Source organism: Persicimonas caeni, assembly GCF_006517175.1.
GTDB classification, from domain to species: domain Bacteria; phylum Myxococcota_A; class Bradymonadia; order Bradymonadales; family Bradymonadaceae; genus Persicimonas; species Persicimonas caeni.
On the sequence record NZ_CP041186.1, the window covers coordinates 197,963 to 215,301 of the forward strand.

At 64.8% G+C, this 17,339-nt stretch carries 13 protein-coding genes; 6 read left to right on the top strand and 7 right to left on the bottom strand.

From position 1 onward, the window contains the following. Positions 1–4 precede the first annotated feature (4 nt). Positions 5–4,057, bottom strand: coding sequence for a hypothetical protein (locus FIV42_RS00885; RefSeq protein WP_141195838.1), 4,053 nt, complete (start codon positions 4,055–4,057; stop codon positions 5–7). 257 nt (positions 4,058–4,314) lie between these two features. On the opposite strand from FIV42_RS00885, the gene FIV42_RS00890 reads away from it, so the two are divergent. Further along, positions 4,315–5,400: a sodium:calcium antiporter gene (locus FIV42_RS00890; protein ID WP_168210303.1), complete on the top strand. Its 1,086-nt coding sequence runs from the start codon at positions 4,315–4,317 to the stop codon at positions 5,398–5,400. An 18-nt stretch (positions 5,401–5,418) separates the two neighbouring features. On the opposite strand, the gene FIV42_RS00895 is transcribed toward FIV42_RS00890, so the two are convergent. Both FIV42_RS00895 and FIV42_RS00900 read right to left on the bottom strand, forming a co-directional pair. After that, on the bottom strand, positions 5,419–6,726 hold the full coding sequence (locus FIV42_RS00895; protein WP_141195840.1) for a hemolysin family protein: 1,308 nt from the start codon (positions 6,724–6,726) through the stop codon (positions 5,419–5,421). Between the two features lie 109 nt (positions 6,727–6,835). Next, entirely contained in the window at positions 6,836–7,525 is a 690-nt protein-coding gene (locus FIV42_RS00900; RefSeq protein WP_141195841.1) for a porin family protein, read from the bottom strand. A 194-nt stretch (positions 7,526–7,719) separates the two neighbouring features. Here FIV42_RS00900 and FIV42_RS00905 point away from each other — a divergent pair, with 194 nt between their 5' ends. Beyond that, a complete protein-coding gene (locus FIV42_RS00905; RefSeq protein ID WP_141195842.1) occupies positions 7,720–8,277 on the top strand; it encodes a hypothetical protein in 558 nt (185 codons plus the stop codon). Positions 8,278–8,428: 151 nt separating this feature from the next. Then, positions 8,429–10,333, top strand: coding sequence for an APC family permease (locus tag FIV42_RS00910; RefSeq protein WP_141195843.1), 1,905 nt, complete (start codon positions 8,429–8,431; stop codon positions 10,331–10,333). On the opposite strand, the gene FIV42_RS00915 is transcribed toward FIV42_RS00910, so the two are convergent. Continuing rightward, the gene (locus FIV42_RS00915) at positions 10,285–10,953 is read right to left on the bottom strand and encodes a glutathione S-transferase family protein (RefSeq protein WP_141195844.1); all 669 of its coding nucleotides are present in this window, start codon (positions 10,951–10,953) and stop codon (positions 10,285–10,287) included. The genes FIV42_RS00910 and FIV42_RS00915 overlap by 49 nt on opposite strands. Positions 10,954–11,280: 327 nt before the next feature. Beyond that, positions 11,281–12,426, bottom strand: coding sequence for a heparin lyase I family protein (locus FIV42_RS00920; RefSeq protein WP_168210304.1), 1,146 nt, complete (start codon positions 12,424–12,426; stop codon positions 11,281–11,283). A gap of 216 nt (positions 12,427–12,642) precedes the next feature. On the opposite strand from FIV42_RS00920, the gene FIV42_RS00925 reads away from it, so the two are divergent. The 3 genes from FIV42_RS00925 to FIV42_RS00935 all read left to right on the top strand — a co-directional run bounded on the left by FIV42_RS00925 (position 12,643) and on the right by FIV42_RS00935 (position 15,804). Continuing rightward, the gene (locus tag FIV42_RS00925; RefSeq protein WP_141195846.1) at positions 12,643–12,831 is read left to right on the top strand and encodes a YqaE/Pmp3 family membrane protein; all 189 of its coding nucleotides are present in this window, start codon (positions 12,643–12,645) and stop codon (positions 12,829–12,831) included. Positions 12,832–13,273: 442 nt separating this feature from the next. Further along, on the top strand, positions 13,274–14,644 hold the full coding sequence (locus FIV42_RS00930) for a hypothetical protein (protein WP_141195847.1): 1,371 nt from the start codon (positions 13,274–13,276) through the stop codon (positions 14,642–14,644). A gap of 86 nt (positions 14,645–14,730) precedes the next feature. Beyond that, on the top strand, positions 14,731–15,804 hold the full coding sequence (locus tag FIV42_RS00935; protein WP_168210305.1) for a TIGR04552 family protein: 1,074 nt from the start codon (positions 14,731–14,733) through the stop codon (positions 15,802–15,804). A 212-nt stretch (positions 15,805–16,016) separates the two neighbouring features. Here FIV42_RS00935 and FIV42_RS00940 read toward each other — a convergent pair whose 3' ends face one another. Both FIV42_RS00940 and FIV42_RS00945 read right to left on the bottom strand, forming a co-directional pair. Next, entirely contained in the window at positions 16,017–16,550 is a 534-nt protein-coding gene (locus FIV42_RS00940) for an IS630 family transposase (RefSeq protein WP_246099076.1), read from the bottom strand. Positions 16,551–16,561: 11 nt separating this feature from the next. Then, complete coding sequence (locus FIV42_RS00945) at positions 16,562–17,086, bottom strand: helix-turn-helix domain-containing protein (RefSeq protein WP_168210306.1); 525 nt, start codon at positions 17,084–17,086, stop codon at positions 16,562–16,564. Between the last annotated feature and the right edge of the window lie 253 nt (positions 17,087–17,339).

A 17,339-nucleotide genomic window follows, 5' to 3' on the forward strand; every position in this document is an offset into this window, starting at 1 on the left:
GTGTTCATGGCGCCACGCACCGCAACACTACACATCCATCACCGCCGGCGTTGAAACCGGAGCCCAGTTGATTCGAACCGGCCCCCACCGAGCCCGAGCTAATGCCCTGGCACAGCGAGTAGTCGGGCGCCGAAGTATTCGCAGGCACGCCGTCGAGGCCGTCGGCCGTGCTGAACCCCGTGGGATACGTCCCGTAGGTTCCCGCGGCGCCGGCGTTATTCGGACCGACGGACACACCGCCCACCTCGCCCGCACCACCGCCGGCCTCGCCGGAGGCGACGAAGGCGTCTTCGCCGTTCGAGTCGGTCGCCCCGCCGCCCGAGCCGGCCGCGACGTCGTCGCCGCGGCCAAACTCGGTGCCGCCGCCTCCGGCGGGCACGACGAACGAAGCCGACGTGCTGCCGCTGACCTGTACGCTGGTCAGCCCGCCGCCACCGCCACCACCGCCGGTGAACGAGTCGCCGTCGCCCAGGCCGCCGCGGGTGTCGACGCCATATTTGGAGCCGATGCCCGGCGTGCCGCCGAAGTCGTAGACGACGCCGAAGTCTCCGCCCTGGCCGACCCATACGTCGATGACGTCGCCCTGGCTGACGCTGAGCGTGCCACTGACGTAGCCGCCCGCACCGCCCGGAGTGCCTCCGGTGCCGGGCCCGGGGCCGCTCGCGCCGTTGCCGGAGCCGCCGGCGGCGCCCCAGGCCTGTACGTAGACCTGTGAGCATTGGGCGGGCACGGTGAACGACCCGCTGACGGTGGTGCCGTCGGTGGTGGGCTGATCGACGACGAGCTTGCCCGCCCCGCAAGTGCCCGTGTTGCCCGCGCAGTTGCCCGAGCTTGCGCCACACTCGCAGTTGCTGGTCGAGCAATCCGTGTCGAGCGTACACGCCGAGCCCGCGCCGCAGCCGCCGCAAGACGAGCCGCCGCAGTCGACGCCGGTCTCGTCGCCATTCTGGATGCCGTCGCTGCACGAGGCTGCGCACGTGCCGCCCGAGCAGTTGCCTCCGGCACAATCACCGTCGGCGTTGCAGCTGTCTCCAATCGCGCACGTATTCGAGCACACCCCGCCGCAATCAGTGTCTGATTCGTCCTGGTTTTGCACGCCGTCCGAGCAGGTCGCCGTGGCGCACACATTGTTCAGGCAATAATTCGAGGTGCAGTCGCTGGCCGTCGAGCAGACTTGCCCATCAGCGCACCCGCCGCACGTCAGCCCCCCGCAGTCGACGTCGCTTTCGTCCTGGTTCAGGATGGTGTCGTCACAGGTCGGCGTGGCGCAGACGTCGTTGAGGCAATAATTCGAGGCGCAATCACCGGCGACGGTGCAGGCTTGCCCGTCGGTGCATCCACTGCAGTTCGACCCACCACAGTCGACGTCGGTCTCGTCCTGGTTTTGGAGCCCGTCATCGCACGTGGCCGATTGGCAGGTGCCGCTGACACACTGCGTGCTGCTCACGCAATCACTGTCTGTGTAGCATTGCTGGTTCTCCGCGCAGGGGCTACACACGCCGCCACAGTCGACGTCGGATTCGTCCTGGTTCTCGACGGTGTCCGAGCACGTGGCCGTCTCCGTCCACACACACAGCACCGTGATGTAGCGCCTGTTGTTCCGTCCGCTATCGCCGAACATGACCGAACAATCATAGCTGCCCATTTGACCGGGGTTGTAGGGATCCTCGACTGCACTCAGCGGCTGCTTGATGACCTCAGCGCTCCACGAGTCGGAAAAGGTCCCCAACGCCTTGTTGCCGGAGTCCCCACTCATCGTGAACTCCGAAGACACGCCATCTTTGACCAATGCCACCGTCACGGGGTCGTCGTCCGGCACGGGGGCGAGATCAAATTGATACTGAAAATCTGCGATGAGGGAGTAGGTCCCCTCTGGCGGGCATTCGACGTCGATGATGCCACGCACCTCCTGGTCGTCGTCCGCGGTGATCCCGGTATAGTGCTCGGTGAGGTCGGCGACACATTTCCCGGCGTCGTCGACCTGATATTTATACGACGCTCCAATCACGAACTGCTCGGGCGCCTCCGGCGTGTCTGACTGCATCCGGAACCTGTGCTTCACTCCGTCGAGACGGTAGCGGATGGTGACGCCTTCTTGTGGAAGCCGGTCGACGTTGACCACAATCGGTTGTCCAATCCGGCAGCGCCCGTCGATGCAATGGCCGGTGTCGCAGTCGGACGGTGCGACACACGCCGGGGTCGTGCGCTGATCGACGGTCGCCTCGCAAGGTCCGCACAGGCTCCCGCCGCAGTCGACGTCAGTCTCCTCGCCGTTCTTGGCGCCGTCGCGACACTGATTGGAACGGCAGATCCGGTTCTCGCCCTCCCCGTAGCAGGTGCCGCCCTCGCAATCCTCATCCACCTCACATCCTTTCCCTTCCGCGCAGGGCTCGCACTCGCCGCCGCAGTCGACATCGGTCTCGAAGCCGGCGTCGAGCACGCCGTTGGCACAAATGCCGCCGGTGACGTCGTCGGCGTTCTCGACCGCGATCCTGCCATCGGCCGGGTCGACGGTGGTCTTCGAGGTTCCGCCATTGGATTTGAAGGTCGCCGACTCGCGGGTGTCATTGCTGCCATCGGAGTCGACCCGTCGGACCGATACCGAGACCTCCTTTCCCTCGGGCAGATTCTCCACTTCGATGACCGACTCGCCATCTTCGTTGGTCGTGACCTTGACGGTGACGTCCGTGTCCGGGTCGCCGGAGCCTTCTACCTCCACCGTAACCGAGTAAAACACACCATCCTCGCCTGACTGCGTGGAGATGGCGACGCCATTGCCAGAACCCGACTTGTACGTAGTCGAGCCCCCTTCACGGAAGGTCACTTCGTCCTTAGACACATCGCCTTCCGGGTAGGCCGTGGTGGTGTAGTTGGGTCCGGTCCCGGTGATCCAGTCGAGGTTGCCGTCTGCGGGCGACCTGCCGCTACGCCCGCTTCCGCTTCCGACACCCTGGTTGGTCCGCACCTCGCCCTCGGCGTAGATCTCGATGGGGTCGCCGGGTTCGGGGGTCTCAACACCCTGCTTGATGAGCGTCTGGTTGATGATCGGCACGTTGGCGCCACAGCGCGGGCAGGCCGAGAAGCCCGGCACCACCCGGTTGCCGTCGGCCTCGAGCACCTCGCCGTCACGGATGCCGGTCTCTCGATCGCCGCGCGTGGCGACCACCGAGATCGACGAGTAGTTGATGGTGAACACACCCGAGTCGGGTGCGAACGGCGCCTTCAACTCGCCCAGGCGGTCCTCGACGGCCGAGAAATATAGCAGGTTGCCGTTCTCCGGGGTGCCCTCGTAGATGATGGGCTCGTCGTTATCGATCGACGGAATCTCGTAGCGCCAGGTATTGGCGACCGGGTTGATCTCGATGCGGCGTTCTTTGTCCGGAAAGTTGTTGTCGTAGATGCGCAGCCAGTAAACGTCGCCCTCGCCTTTGTAGTAGCCGATGGGCGTGACCGCGTGACCGCGCGCAAAGCCGGTCTCGGTGCGCTGGGCGATGGCGAGTCGGTAGTGCTTGTCGCTGTCGGGCTGGAGCGCCTTGGCCAAGAAGTGAAGGACGTCTTTGGCCGCATAGCGCACGTCGCCTTCGACCGCCGAGGGGACCGCCTGGGTTGCCGCCCAGTAGGCGAGCTCTTGTTGGAGCGCCGGGTTGCCGAAGAGCCGCAGGTCGGCGACCGTCTCACCGCCAAAATCCCGCGGGTCGAGCTCGCCTGCATGGAAGAGCAACGAGGTGACCGCGAAGCCCTCGCTTCGCCCCTCGTTCAAGGTGCCGTTGGTCGCGTTCATCCAGCCTTCGGCGACCGGGTTGAGCTCGCAGGGCAGCTCCCCGCCCAAACACACGTTCTCGGCGCCGAACATGCGCGCCACCAAGCTCGGAGTGAGCTGTGGGCCGGCCGACGCGCCCCCGAAATTCTCGAAGACGAAGGCGTCTTCCAAAAAGACGAAGCCCGAGTCGACCTGCCGCGGCACTTGCTTGGAAGAATCCGGGGAGGAGGAACAGGAGAGACCGGCTACAGCCAACGCGAAGGTCAGCAGACCGCGAATCCAAGCAGACTTCCACATATAACAACCCGAAAGCGCACATCGCAGAGGCGCCTGGGCGTCAATGCGTCGTGGGTTAAGAGTAACAAGGCTCTAAGTTCACCTTAGCCTATCACCACCTCAATCCGAAATCCTTTTTTTCTTGGTTCTCGTAAGGAATGCCGCTGCGTGCGCTCCTCACGGCATACCGACAGGTCAACGCCGCTTGCGCGGCTACTTTTGTAGGCGAGTACGCTCACGCCGCGTCCACGGCATCTCCTCACGACCTGTGCCCTTCCATGCTCGACTGGATCTTCAGCGCGCAATGGCCCCTGTGGCCGAGCATCGTCAGCTTTGCGATCGCCGCAGGCATCGTGGCATGGCTTGGCATTAAGATGGGGCGGCTCGCCCAGGTGCTCGCGCGGCGCACCGGAATGGGCGAAGCGTTGACAGGTGCGCTGCTGCTCGGGTTGTCGACGTCAATCCCCGGTGTGGTCGCGGTGGTGACCGCCGGCGTCAACGACCAGCCGGAGGTGGCCGTGTCGACCGGCCTCGGCGGCATCATCGCCCAGACGTCCTTTTTGGTGATCGCCGACCTGCTCTACAAACGTCACAACCTCGAGTACGACGCGACCACGCCCGACAACATGGCCACCGGCATGGTGCTCATCAGTATGCTGATGCTGGTGGTCGTCGCGCTCGTCAGCCCCGAAATCAGCGTATTCGGGATACACCCGGCGACAATCGCGCTGCCGCTGGCGTATTTGGGCGGCTTGCACGTGGTCAACCGCATCCGCAAAGCGCCGGGCTGGCTGGCGGTGCACAAAGACGAACACGACGCCGAGCAGCCCACCGACCCCGAGCGCATCCCGCCGCCCGAAGAAGCACACGGCGAGGACGCAACCTACACCCACCTGGGCAACGGCGCGCTCGCAGCTCGATTCGCCGTCGTCGCCGCCGTGGTCGCTCTATGCGGCTGGGTGCTGGCGCGCTCGGGCATGTCCATCGGCGCCGAGTTCGGCCTGGCCGACTCGCTGGTCGGCAGCCTGCTCATCGGCCAGGCGACCTCCTTGCCGGAGCTGCTCACGGCGGTGGCCGCGGTTCGCATCGGCGCACCGGTGCTCGCTATCGGGGATATCGTGGGCGGCAACATGTTCGACGTGCTCTTCGTGGCCATCGGCGACGTGGCCTACCCGGAGGGCTCGATTTACCACGCCGTCAGCGACCAATCGGCGTTCCTCGCCGCGATGGGCGTCTTGGCGACGACGATGCTCCTTCTCGGGCTGTTGCGCCGCCAGAAGCGAGGCTTTTTGCACGTGGGCTTCGAGGGAACGGCGATCTTCTTGGTCTACATCGGTGGGTACGTAGCGCTCTTTTTTTGGTGACGGGTCGCGAGCGGCAAGTTACTCGACAGGCGGCTCCGCCTGCTGCGAAGGCGTCGCGAGCACCTTGTCGATGCGGTAGCCGTCGAGGTCGACGATCTCGAAGCGCCACTCGCTCCACGTGACCGCCTCGCCGACCTTCGGCAGCCGGCCGAACTCCTTGATGAGCCAGCCGGCGAGCGTGTGATAGCCCTCCCCGCCGGTGAGCTTGCGCAGCTCGAGGCGCTCGCCGGCCTCGTCGACCGGCATGCCGCCGTCCAGAAGCCAGGAGCCGTCGGGGCGTCGCACCGCGTGCTGCTCGGGCGCTCGGTCGTGCTCGGCGAGCTCGCCGAAGATCACGCCGGTCAGGTCGCTCGTGGTCACCACGCCCATCAGGCTGCCGTATTCGTCGACGACCGCGGCCAGGTGCACCGGCGAGCGGCGAAACAGGTCGAGCACGCTCAGCGTGCTCATCGTCTCAGGGACGACCGGCACCTCCCTGACCACCGCGCGCAGGTCCAGCTCCTTGCCCTCGAGGCTGCGCTCGAGCAGATCCTTGGCCTGCACGACGCCCAACACCTCGTCGACCTTGCCGTTGCAGACGAGCACGCGCGAGTGGGTGGTGCTCCGCAGTTGCTCGCGCACGATCACCTCGTCGGCGCCCACGTCGATCCAATCGATGTCGGGCCGCGGGGTCATCACCGCCTCGACCGGCCGGTCGGCCAGCCGCATGACTCCCCAGATCATCTCCTTTTCAGCCGGCTCGACCACGCCCGCCTCGGCCGCCTCGTGGACGATCCCGCGGATCTCCTCGTCGGTCACCGGCGAGCGCTGCGACGGGCTGATGCGCAGGAGGCGCATCCCGAAACGCGTGGAGACGTCGAGCACCCACACCAGCGGGCTGACCGCGCGCGCCAGCGCCGACATCGGCAGCGCGACGGCCGCGGCGATCGACTCGGCGTGGCTGAGCGCGAGCCGCTTGGGCAACAACTCTCCGATGACCAGCGAGATGTAGGTGATGGCCGCGACGACCAGGCCGAAGGCGATCTCGTCGGCGCTCTCCTCGACCCACGCAATCTGCGCGAGCACGTCGCCCAGCGGCTCGGAGAGCGCGCTGCCGCCCACCGCACCGGCCAAGATGCCGATAAGCGTGATCCCGATCTGCACGGCCGACAAAAAACGGCCCGGATTCTCGGCGAGCTCGAGCGCGCGCCCGGCCCCACGCCGCCCGTTGGCCGCCATCGTCTTGAGCAGCGCCTTACGCGCCGAGACGATTGCGAGCTCCGACATCGCGAAGAAGCCGTTCAACACGATGAGCAGCAAGACGATGAGGATCTGGAAAATTAGCATAGGGGACGGGCATCAAGAGACAGTCACACACGCCGCCTCATATAACATAGGCATGAGCCCTGCCATTTTAGTGAATCGGAATACCAGCGCCAGTCCCCCGAATGTCGCCTCAGAGCTCGAAGCCGATATTGGCTACCGCTCGCCAGGTGCCGACGTCGCTGTCGCCATTGGTCGACTCGCGCAACAGGTCCTCCTCGAACGACGGCGCGAACTGCACGCGCAGGTCGGCAAAGAGCCAGTCGTAGCCGTACGAAAACCCGCCGGCCAACGGCACCGAGAAGACGTCGCCCGAGTCGCGCAGCGGCGCGGCGTCCTCGTCGGCGTTCTCGACCGAGTAGTGCATCCAGCTCGCCCCCGCCAGTAGGTAGGGTTGGAAGTCATACACCGGCGGCAGAAGCCCCAGCCGCAGCGCGGCGCTGGCGCCGTGGCCGACCAGCGACGCGTCGTCGGGCAGGCCGAGGGCGTCGAACTCGTTGGAGGTGCCCAGGTACGCGGCCTCGAAGCCCAGCCAGCTATCCGTGCCCACGAGCACGCGGGCCTCCCAGCCGCCGCCCGGGTCGACCACGTCGTTGACCTCATCGTTGAGGAAGCCGGCATAGCCGCCGCCGGCCGAGAAGGCGAGCCCGATGGGCAACAGCGACTCGTCGCGCGCGACCCCGGCGACCTCGGCCGGCTCCTCGTAGGGCTGGTCGATGGTGACGGCCTCGGACATCGGCGCGGCCTCTTCGCTGTCGCCCTCTTCCTGTGCCGCGACCGGCGCCGCGGCCAATATCGTGCCTACGACGATAGAGAATCCCATCCATAACGTGGTCTGCTTCATCACTGTCCCCCAAGCTTGCAAACGGAAAGTCATTGCTGCTGCAGTGTTAAAGCTAAAACTACATGCAGCGGGATCAAGCCCGAGAAACGCTCCAGCGTCGCGTGACGCTGTTGTCGATGGGCGCGCAGGTTGGTAGCCTCCCAGCCCATTTACGATCTATCTGGGAGGTTGAAATGATGTCTTCGCGCCCATCCACGCCCTTGCTGACCATCGCCTTGGCAGCCCTGCTGACCGTTGGCTGTAGCGATCCCGACTCCGGCTCGAGCTCCGGCTCAGACGCCGAACACGCCGACTCCAGCTCCTCCGACACAGGGTCGACCCTTTCGGACATCGACTTCCCCGATACCGAACCTTCCTCCGAAAGCGTCGGGATCCACGCCGACGTCGACGGCGCCTCGCAGAGCTTCGTGTACTACAGCGTGACCAAAGAAGACGGCAACATGGTCTTGTGGGCCAATGGAGCCGGCGGAGATTGGGAACTGACCCTCCCGGACGTCCAAGAGGGCACCTACAACTGCGGCGAAACCACGACCATCGAGCATTTCAACACGTACCACCAGGCCGACTTCATCGCGGGGACGCAGGGTAGCTGCACGATCCAGATCACCGAGGTTCGTACCGGTCGAATCGTCTCCATCTTCGGCCGCTTCGTGGCTGACTTGGTAAATATCGAAGATCCCTCCCAACACCTGCCGGTCTCCGCCAACTTCTACTTCGACTATCAGCAATAACACTCCCGGCGTCGCCAAAACTTCGACCAAACCGAATCAAACCATCGACATTACTATATGGACGAACCCACCACCTCCTCTTAGCTTTGATGGAGGGAGTTGACCGACCACCGTGGGAGATTCGCCCGGCGAATCGAGGGTTCGACCAGTCATGGCCAAGCTCAAGAAAAACCTGAAGCTTTTCGACGTCTACGCCATCAGCACCGGGGCAATGTTCAGCTCGGGGCTCTTCTTGCTGCCCGGCATCGCGGCCGCGCAGACCGGCTCGTCCATCGTGCTGGCCTATTTGTTGGCGGGCGTCTTGATCCTGCCGGCCATGCTCAGCATCGCCGAACTCTCCACGGCGATGCCGCGCTCGGGGGGAAGCTACTTCATCGTCGACCGCGCCATGGGCCCCCTGATCGGCATGATCGGCGGCCTGGGTACCTGGATCGCGCTGGTGCTCAAGAGCGCCTTCGCCCTCATCGGCATGGGCGCTTATCTGGGGATCTTCTTCGACGTGCCCATCGTGCCGCTGGCGGTCGCGCTCACCGTCGGCTTCGGCGTGCTCAACCTGGTGGGCGCCAAAGAGAGCAGCGGCCTGCAGAACTTCCTCGTCTCGGTGCTCCTCATCCTGCTCGGCGTCTTCGTCGCCCAGGGCCTCGCCACCCTCTTCTTCGACCCCACGGCGACAGCGAGCGCCGCGGGCGCGGCCGACGCGGGCGGCGAGTCACGAGAATTTCTGACCGACGGCATCGGCGGCCTGATGGCCACGGTGGGTATGGTCTTCGTCTCCTACGCCGGGTTGACCAAGGTCACCAGCGTGGCCGAGGAGGTCGAAAACCCCGACCGCAACATCCCCCTGGCGATGATCCTGTCGCTGGCGACGGCGACCACCCTGTACTGCGTGGGCGTCTACGTGATGAACGCCGTGCTCGACCCCGAGGTCTTCTACACCGACCTCACCCCGGTCGCCACGGCCGCCGAGGCCTTCAATAGCTGGCTCCCCGGCGATATCGGCGTGATGATGATGGTCGTGGCGGCCATCGCCGCCTTCGCCTCGACGGGCAACGCCGGGGTGATGTCGGCCAGCCGCTACCCCTTCGCGATGGCCCGCGACAAGTTGATGCCCCCGGCCTTCGGCGAGATCTCGGCCAAGGGGATTCCGGTGTGGGCGGTCATCGGCACCGTCGTCACCATGATCGTGTGCCTGGTCACCCTCGACATCGCCGCGGTCGCCAAGCTGGCCAGCGCCTTCCAGCTCATCCTCTTCGCGCTCATCTGCGTGGCCGTCATCGTCATGCGCGAGAGCAAGCTCGAGTTCTACCGGCCGGGCTTCCGCTCACCGCTGTATCCGTGGGTCCAGATCGCCGGCGTGCTCATCTCGGGATGGCTCATCTGGAAGATGGGTTGGCTGGCGGTGGGCTTTAGCCTCGCGCTGGTCGTCCTGGCGGTGGTGGCCTACAAGCTGTACGCCGCCGATAAGGTGAGCCGCCGCGGCGCCATCCGCCACGTGTGGGCGCGACTGGGTCGCACACGCCACCACGAACTCGGCCACGAGCTTCGCCGGGTCGCCTCCTACGAAGGGCTTCGCGACGAGGACGCCTTCAAGCGCCTCTTCGACGAGGCCATCGAACTCGACCTCGCCGGGCCAATGAGCTTCGAAGAGATGCTCGTCCACGCCTCCGACCTCCTCGCCAACGACGTCGACGTCGACACCTGGGATCTGATGGAGTGCTTCCTGGAGCAGAATCGCATCGGCATGATGCCCATCGAGGACCAGGGCGCGGTCCCGCACCACCTGTACCACGGGCTCGACGCGCACAAGATGCTCATCGTGCGCGTCGACGGAGGGGTCTCATTGGAGCTCGACGAGGCCACCACTCACGTGGCCTACGCCGGACGCATCTCGACATTCGTCTTCGTGCTCAGCCCCGACGACAACCCGGCGCAGCACTACCGATTCGTCTCCGAGATAGCCAACCGGCTCCACGGACAAGAGCCCTTCGACCCCAAACGGCCGCCCGTCTACATATCGAGCGACAACTCGCCGCCGCGGTCGACCGCGCGCTTGTAGGCCGGACGATTTCGCACCCGGTCGAGGTATGCGACGACGCGCGGATACTTCTTGCGCCACTTGTCGCTGGTGGTCAGCCCCTCGAGCGGGAAGCTCATCTGGATGTCGGCGGCGGTGAACGCGTCGCCGGCAAAGTAATCGTACGCTGAGAGCTCCTCCTCCCAATACCCCGCGTGCTGCTCGACGCGCGGGTGGATGAACTCGCCGCGCACGCCCTTGGAGATGAGCTTGACGAGCGGGCGCACCGGCCACGGCGACTCACGCGGCAACATCCCGAAGACCAGGTCGAGCAAAAGCGGCGTCATCGCCGAGCCCTCGGCGTAGTGCATCCAATAGCGGTAGCGCAGGTACGCGTCGGTGCCCTCCTCCGGGCGAAGCTTCCCGTCGCCGTGGACGTCGAGGATATACTCGATGATCGCCCCCGACTCGGCGACGGTGCGCTCCTCGTCGGAGATCACCGGCGACTTACCCAGCGGGTGGACCTTGCGCAGGCTGTCGGGCGCGAGCTTGGTCTTCGGGTCGCGCTTGTACTCCTCGATGGCGTAGTCGACCTCGAGTTCTTCGAGGAGCCAGAGGATGCGGTGCGACCGAGAGTTTTCGAGGTGGTGGACGGTAATCATATCGATGGCGTCGTCGTGTGAGGGTGGATGGCAGGTACGGCACGCTGTCTTGGATGCATATCACCGCCCCGCCGTAACGACCAACCGTCGCGGCGCCCCATATTCGGTGCGAGTGCTTCCAGCTCTCGCAGGCGAGGGCAAGATGCCCCCGCACCGAACACTTCGCGCGCTTTCGGTGCGAGTGCTTCCAGCTCTCGCTGGCGAGGGCAAGATGCCCCCGCACCGAACACTTCGCGCGCTTTCGGTGCGAGTGCTTCCAGCTCTCGCTGGCGAGGGCAAGATGCCCCCGCACCGAACACTTCGCGCGAAAGTCTTCCGTGAATTCACTTACGGGCGCGCAGTTTGCGGGGTGACGCAGTGGAGCCCGTCGGCTCCGATATGGTCGCCCTCGAGGCGAGAGAGGATGCGCACCGGCCCCATAAAGACCTCCAGGTGGTCGACGCCCTCGTCCAGCGACCGCTGGATGTCGTCCTCGTAGCGCCACGTCCCGTGGTACATCCCCAATTTGAGCATCGCGCCGTAGGGGTGGTCCTTGTTCTCCGGGTTCTCGAAGGTGTTCCCGCCGGCGCTGCTATAGTACTTCTGGCCGTTGATCCAAAACTCGGTCAGCCCCTCGCCGCCGCTCTCGGTGTCCCAGACGGTGTGCAGCACGAAGTCGTACCACTGGCCGGCCTCGGGTTTGACGTCGGTGATGGCGACCTCCCCGTCCATGCCGTCATCGGGAAAGAGGCGGTGCAAGACGAACTCGTCGCAGTCGCCCCCGGCGCAGCGCCCCTGCGGGTAGTCCGGATACTCCCTCGGGTTCCACACCCGCAGGTCGAGCGGGGCGGCGCCGTGGCCCACGTGGGCCTGCATGAACTTGGTGCTGGCGGTGTCTCCGGCCACGAAATCGGGCGGATAATAATACGACCAACTGATCCACTCCTCGCTTTTGAGCGGCTTGTCCGGCGCCCACGAGACGGTGTCGCCGGTGTGAAACTCGTACGACTCGTAGATCTCGGCGCGCAGGTTGCCCGCGTGGGAGGTCGAGTCGGGCGGCGACGGATTGCGCGGGTCGATGTAGAACCGCAGGCTCTTGGTGCCCGGCTCGCGCAGCCGGTCCTCGGCGCTCACCACCGAAATCGACTCCGGGTCGTGCTCGATATTCGTGCCCCAATGATGGTCGGAGAAGTAACTCCCCTCGATGACCCCGTCGTCCAGGTCCGTCCAGTCGTACACCCGCAAGCCGCGGCAATCCGGCGGGTCACTCGCGTCGGGCTCCTCACAGCCGGGCCCGCCGTCGACGCAGTCGGAGACGTCGGCCTGGGCACACCCGTCGCCTTCACACCCCGTGTCGACGGCCGTGTCGGACACGTCCTGCGCCGCCGCATCTTGCGGGGCGACGTCGCCCCCCGAGTCCTCGGCGACATCCGACACATCCGCGCCGGCTGCATCGAGGCCGCCCTCGCGCGCCTCGTCTGCGTCGCACGACATCGCGCCTCCGGCCAACAAGCCCAACCCCAAACACACCATCGACACCTGCCGACGAACACGTTGCGAACCAAAAACAGACATATGCAATCCTCCCAAATCAAAGCCATTCGAAGTTCGTGCAGCATAGCGCGAAGGCGCGAAGGCGTGAAGGTTGATACAACGCGCCTCCGCGGCAACAATTCGAGAGACGCGGTTCTGTAACCTAGGAGGTATCCCGTGAACAAAATCCTTCTCATCATTGTCACCATCTTGCTGCCCCCGCTCGGGGTCTTCCTCAAGGTCGGGCTGGGCAATCACTTTTGGCTCAATCTGATCCTGACCATCCTCGGCTACATCCCCGGGATTATTCATGGCCTCTGGATCGTCGCGCTCGACGGCGCGCGGCCTGCATCCGCGACGAGCTAAGTAACTGCACGGAGATCTGTCCTCAATCGGTGCGAGTGCTTCCAGCTCTCGCTTACGAGGGCAAGATGCCCACGCACCGAACCCTCAATCGGTGCGTGGGCTTCCAGCTCTCGCTTACGAGGGCAAGATGCCCACGCACCGAACCCTCTATCGGTGCGAGTGCTTCCAGCTTTCGCTTACGAGGGCAAGATGCCCACGCACCGAACCCTCTATCGGTGCGAGTGCTTCCAGCTCTCGCTTACGAGGGCAAGATGCCCTCCCACCGAACAAAGTGCCCCTGCCCCGGGCTTCGCCGGGGACCCCCCTTCCCTTACAATGGCCACCTCGAGTGCACCCCATCTGCACGAAATGATCATCTCGCGCGAACGCTGACGCCATACTCGGCGCGTAGCTTCGACATGTTGCTTTCAATGCTTTCAATGAATGTTGGAGACCAGATCCGATGCACACACCACGGACAAACGACCACGCCGAGCCTCGGCCGATGAGAGGCGACGGGATGCGCAGCCGCGCGCTGTCCACCGCCCTCTTCGCCATCTGCGTCGCCGTCGTTGTGAGCCTGGGCGCAGCGGGATGCAAGTCGTCGCCGCCGCCGGCCAACGACGCGTCTGCGCAGGCGACGACCGACGACGAGCCTGCCGCGCCTCGAGCCCAATCGCCTACCCAGGCTGACTCCCCTGACAGCGGGACCCCGCAGCCGACGCACGACTTCGAGATCACCGAACTCGCCGTGCTCGGCCCGGGCACGGACCACACGAGGATGCTGATCGCCAAGGTCTTCGAGCGCGTGGGCGACCGTCTGTTCTTCCAGCGCGTGGGCGAGCCCAACGTCGAGATCTGGACCACCGACGGCTCCCCCGAGGGCACCCGCAGCCTCCAGGACCTTCGGCCCCCCGAGACACGGCGGTTCGGCGACATCCACGTCACTCGGGTGCTCGGCGACAAGTTCATCTTCGAGGAGTCGCAGGGCAACGTGCCCGACGAATACGCCGTCTGGATGACCGACGGCACCCGCCAGGGCACCAAACTCCTCGCCGTGCTCGAGGACCCTTATGAGATGCGCAACCCCCATCCCCCGTCCCGCCACTTTGTCGAAAGCCGCGGCCTTGTCTTCTTTGTCGGCCGCGATGATGCGCACGGCGTCGAGCTTCGCGTCGTCGACAACCCGGGAGACGGCGAGCACCGCGTGCTCGACCTGGCGAAGGGTTGGAGGAGCAGCTCCCCGACCGAGGTCGAGGCGCTGGGCGACCGGGTCTTCTTCGTGAACGGCGAGGCGGGCGCGCCGAACGGCCGGGAGCCCTGGTCGACCGACGGCACCGACCAGGGAACCTTCATCCTGGCCGACATCGCCCCCGGCAAGTCGAGCTCCCTGGTCGAGGTCCTCGCCAACCTCGACGGCGTCGCCGTCTTCACCGCGGTCGGCAAAGGCGGCGCTCGGCAACTGTGGCGCACCGACGGCACCAAGCAGGGAACCTCCCTGCTCCACGCCTTCTCCGACCCCGACGTGTCGGTCGGCTCGCAGTCCTATCAACTCCGGATCGTCGACCAGAAGGTCTACTTCAAGGTGAACACCCCAGACGGCGCGCAGTTCTGGGCCTCCGACGGCTCCAAAGCGGGCACGGGCCCGGTCGATTCACTCCCTCCCGTCGAGAAGCCTGCCGACACCCTCTCGGACGACATGCTCGCTGCCTTGTGCCCCGGCGACTGCGCCGTCGACGTCAAACGCACCCAACGCATCGGCGACCGCCTCTTCGTCGACGCCGTAGTCGGCCCCGACGACAAGCGCGTGCGCAAGCTGTGGGTGATTCACTAGACGCTCCGGTGTTCGAAGCTGACAAACACCCGCCGATGGGTCAAAATGACCCGCCACTTCGTTGTCCTTGCCGTAAAGCCCGCGCTGTGAACTTTCCCTGGCATTCGCTCCATTCGATCATCGGCGGCCTCTCCGCCATCGACGTACCCCAATTGGACGTCGACGGCCGCGAGGGCGCCGTGGCGTTTTTGGCGTGTTACGGGTTCGACTGGGAGCTCGAGGCGCACCGCGACGAGGTCGAAAAGATCCGCCGGGAGGCGGTGGCGTTCATCGAAGGGGAGTTGCTCGACGCCGAGCGCGTGCCCGCCGAGATTCGCGAGCAGACCGACGTGCCCGAGCTGCTCGTGTGGGCGTCGTCCGAGCAGCCCTCCCCTCGCCGGCAGTGGACGTGCGCGCTGCTCCGGGTGATGCACACCGCGGCGCACTGCTCATCGTTCTTCAACGAGCGCTACGCCTCGCATATCCGCGAGCAAGTCTTGGCGCGCTTCGAGCCCCACCTGCACCTCGACGAGGAGGGCCTTCGGCTGGGCGACGACGACGAGGCGATCGCGCTGGTCGACTTCGAGATCAAGCCCGTCAAACCGGCGCGCTCGGTGCTCATGAAGCTGTTGCACAAGCCCGAGAACGTCGCCGCCGACGTCTTCGACCGCGTGGGCGTGCGCTTCGTGACCCGCGACCGCCTCGACGCGCTGCTGGTGGCCCACCGGCTGAGGCAGCAGAACATCGTCATGTTCGCGAACGTCAAGCCGAGCCGCTCGCGCAACACGCTCATCGACCTGGAGTGGTTCCAGACCGAGCTCGAGCGCCTCGAGGCCGCCGGGCCCGAGCTACCCGCCGATTGGCGCACCGCGCGCGACGAGCTTCGCCGCATCGCCGAGCGCGCCCCGGCCGCCGGCGGCACAGACGAGCGCAGCCACAACCCGTTCAGCTCGTCCACCTACCGGGCGATCCAGTTTACTTGTCGTCAGATGATTCGGGTGCCCGCGCCCAACGAAGAGCGCGGCGAGGTGAGGTTCTTCTTTCCCTTCGAAGTCCAGATCTTGGACGAGGAGAGCCACCGCCAGAGCCGCGCGGGGCGCGCCTCCCACGCCCGCTACAAGCACCGCCAGCGCGAGGCGGTGCGCCGCCGCGTGCTCGGCGGGCTGGTCGACGTCCTCTAAGTACAAGCACACAATTTCTGTGACTTACGAGAAGTGCCTGCTCCTATGAGCCTCCATGACAGTTGCAGCCGTTCTTGGTTCTTGGTTCTTGGTAAAGACGTCGAAGCATCGACCAAGAACCAAGAACCAACCACCAAGAACGGGTGCATGCTTCCCAGGCGATTCAGCGGCCGGAGTGCGACTCTTAAAGTACAAGACTTCCGTGTTTGCACTTAAGTGCAAACACGGAAGTCTTGGTGCTTTGAGCCAATGATCGATAGCACCTTATGGCGCAGTCGATTACAGCGATCGAAAAAGTCATTGGTGGCATCGACAAGCGCGTCGATGGTTTCAAACAGTTCGCAGTGAGTCACTTCCCGGCGCCAGTGCCTCCACAGCATCTCGATCGGATTGAGCCATGGTGAGTAGGTCGGCAGATACAGCAGCTTGAGTCTACCATTGCTCTGGTCGACGACGTGATCGATTTCCTTTTTTGAGTGCATCGCAGCGTTGTCCCAGACGACGTAAACGGTCTTGTCGGGGTGCTTGGTAAGTAAGGCTTCGAGCAGCTCACATGCCTCGATGCGTCGTTTGCGCCTTCGCACCAGAACGATGCAGTCGCCGGTCTGCCAGTTGACCGCGCCGAGTCCGTAGCGTCGGGTGGTGATGCCAGGCGTCGGAATCATGACCTGTTGGCCGACGGGCGACCACATGGCTCGAAGCGTGGGCAGCCAGCTGATGTTGAATTCGTCTGCGTAGTAGAGCACCTCGTCGTCGCCTAAGTTTTCTCGGGTGGCTTCAATCTGCGCTTTTTTACGCGGTACAACGGATCGGGGCTTGTGATCTTGTGCTGTGGACGGCGCAAAACGATTCCATTGTCGGCGAGATGCCGGCGAATGGTCTCGCCACTGACCTCGATATCGAACTCTTCGGCCATGAACTCGGCAAGATGCTCGAGCGTCCAGGTCGAAACAGACTGGTCCAGGGCACGCGGGCGGTGGCGCACCACCTCGATGAGCCGCTCGACAAACTCCTCAGTTACTTTCGATGGAGCACCGGTTCGAGGCCGATCTGCAAACCCATCAATGCCTTCATCGAGATATCGAGCAATCCATCTACCCACGGTCTGCTGGCTCATGTTCACGAGGCGTGCAATTTCAGGGGCAGACAGGCCTTGCTCGCCAGCGAGCAACACTATTTGGGCTCGCGTTCGCTCCCTGGCGACCTTGGCGTGGTGATAGAACTCGTGCAACTCGTTGATTTGCTCTTTTGCGAGCTGGATATGTTTGGCAGGACGTCCCATGATTTCGTCTCCGGTCAAGGTGGGGCTCATTCCCCAGCAAGACCCGAATCTAGACACCGTTTCTGCCAAAAATTATGTGATTGCACTTAAGCCTACGCATCGCTGGGAGCGCCCGATGCGGGCGGCGACCGTCTCGTGCATTATCCCCTCGAGGGCGACCGCCGCACGGTCGATGAGCTCGCTCATGCGGTGGACGCGCGCCTCGATCTCGGACCGCGAGGCGGGGTGACACGTCTGCAGGCGCGTTGGACGT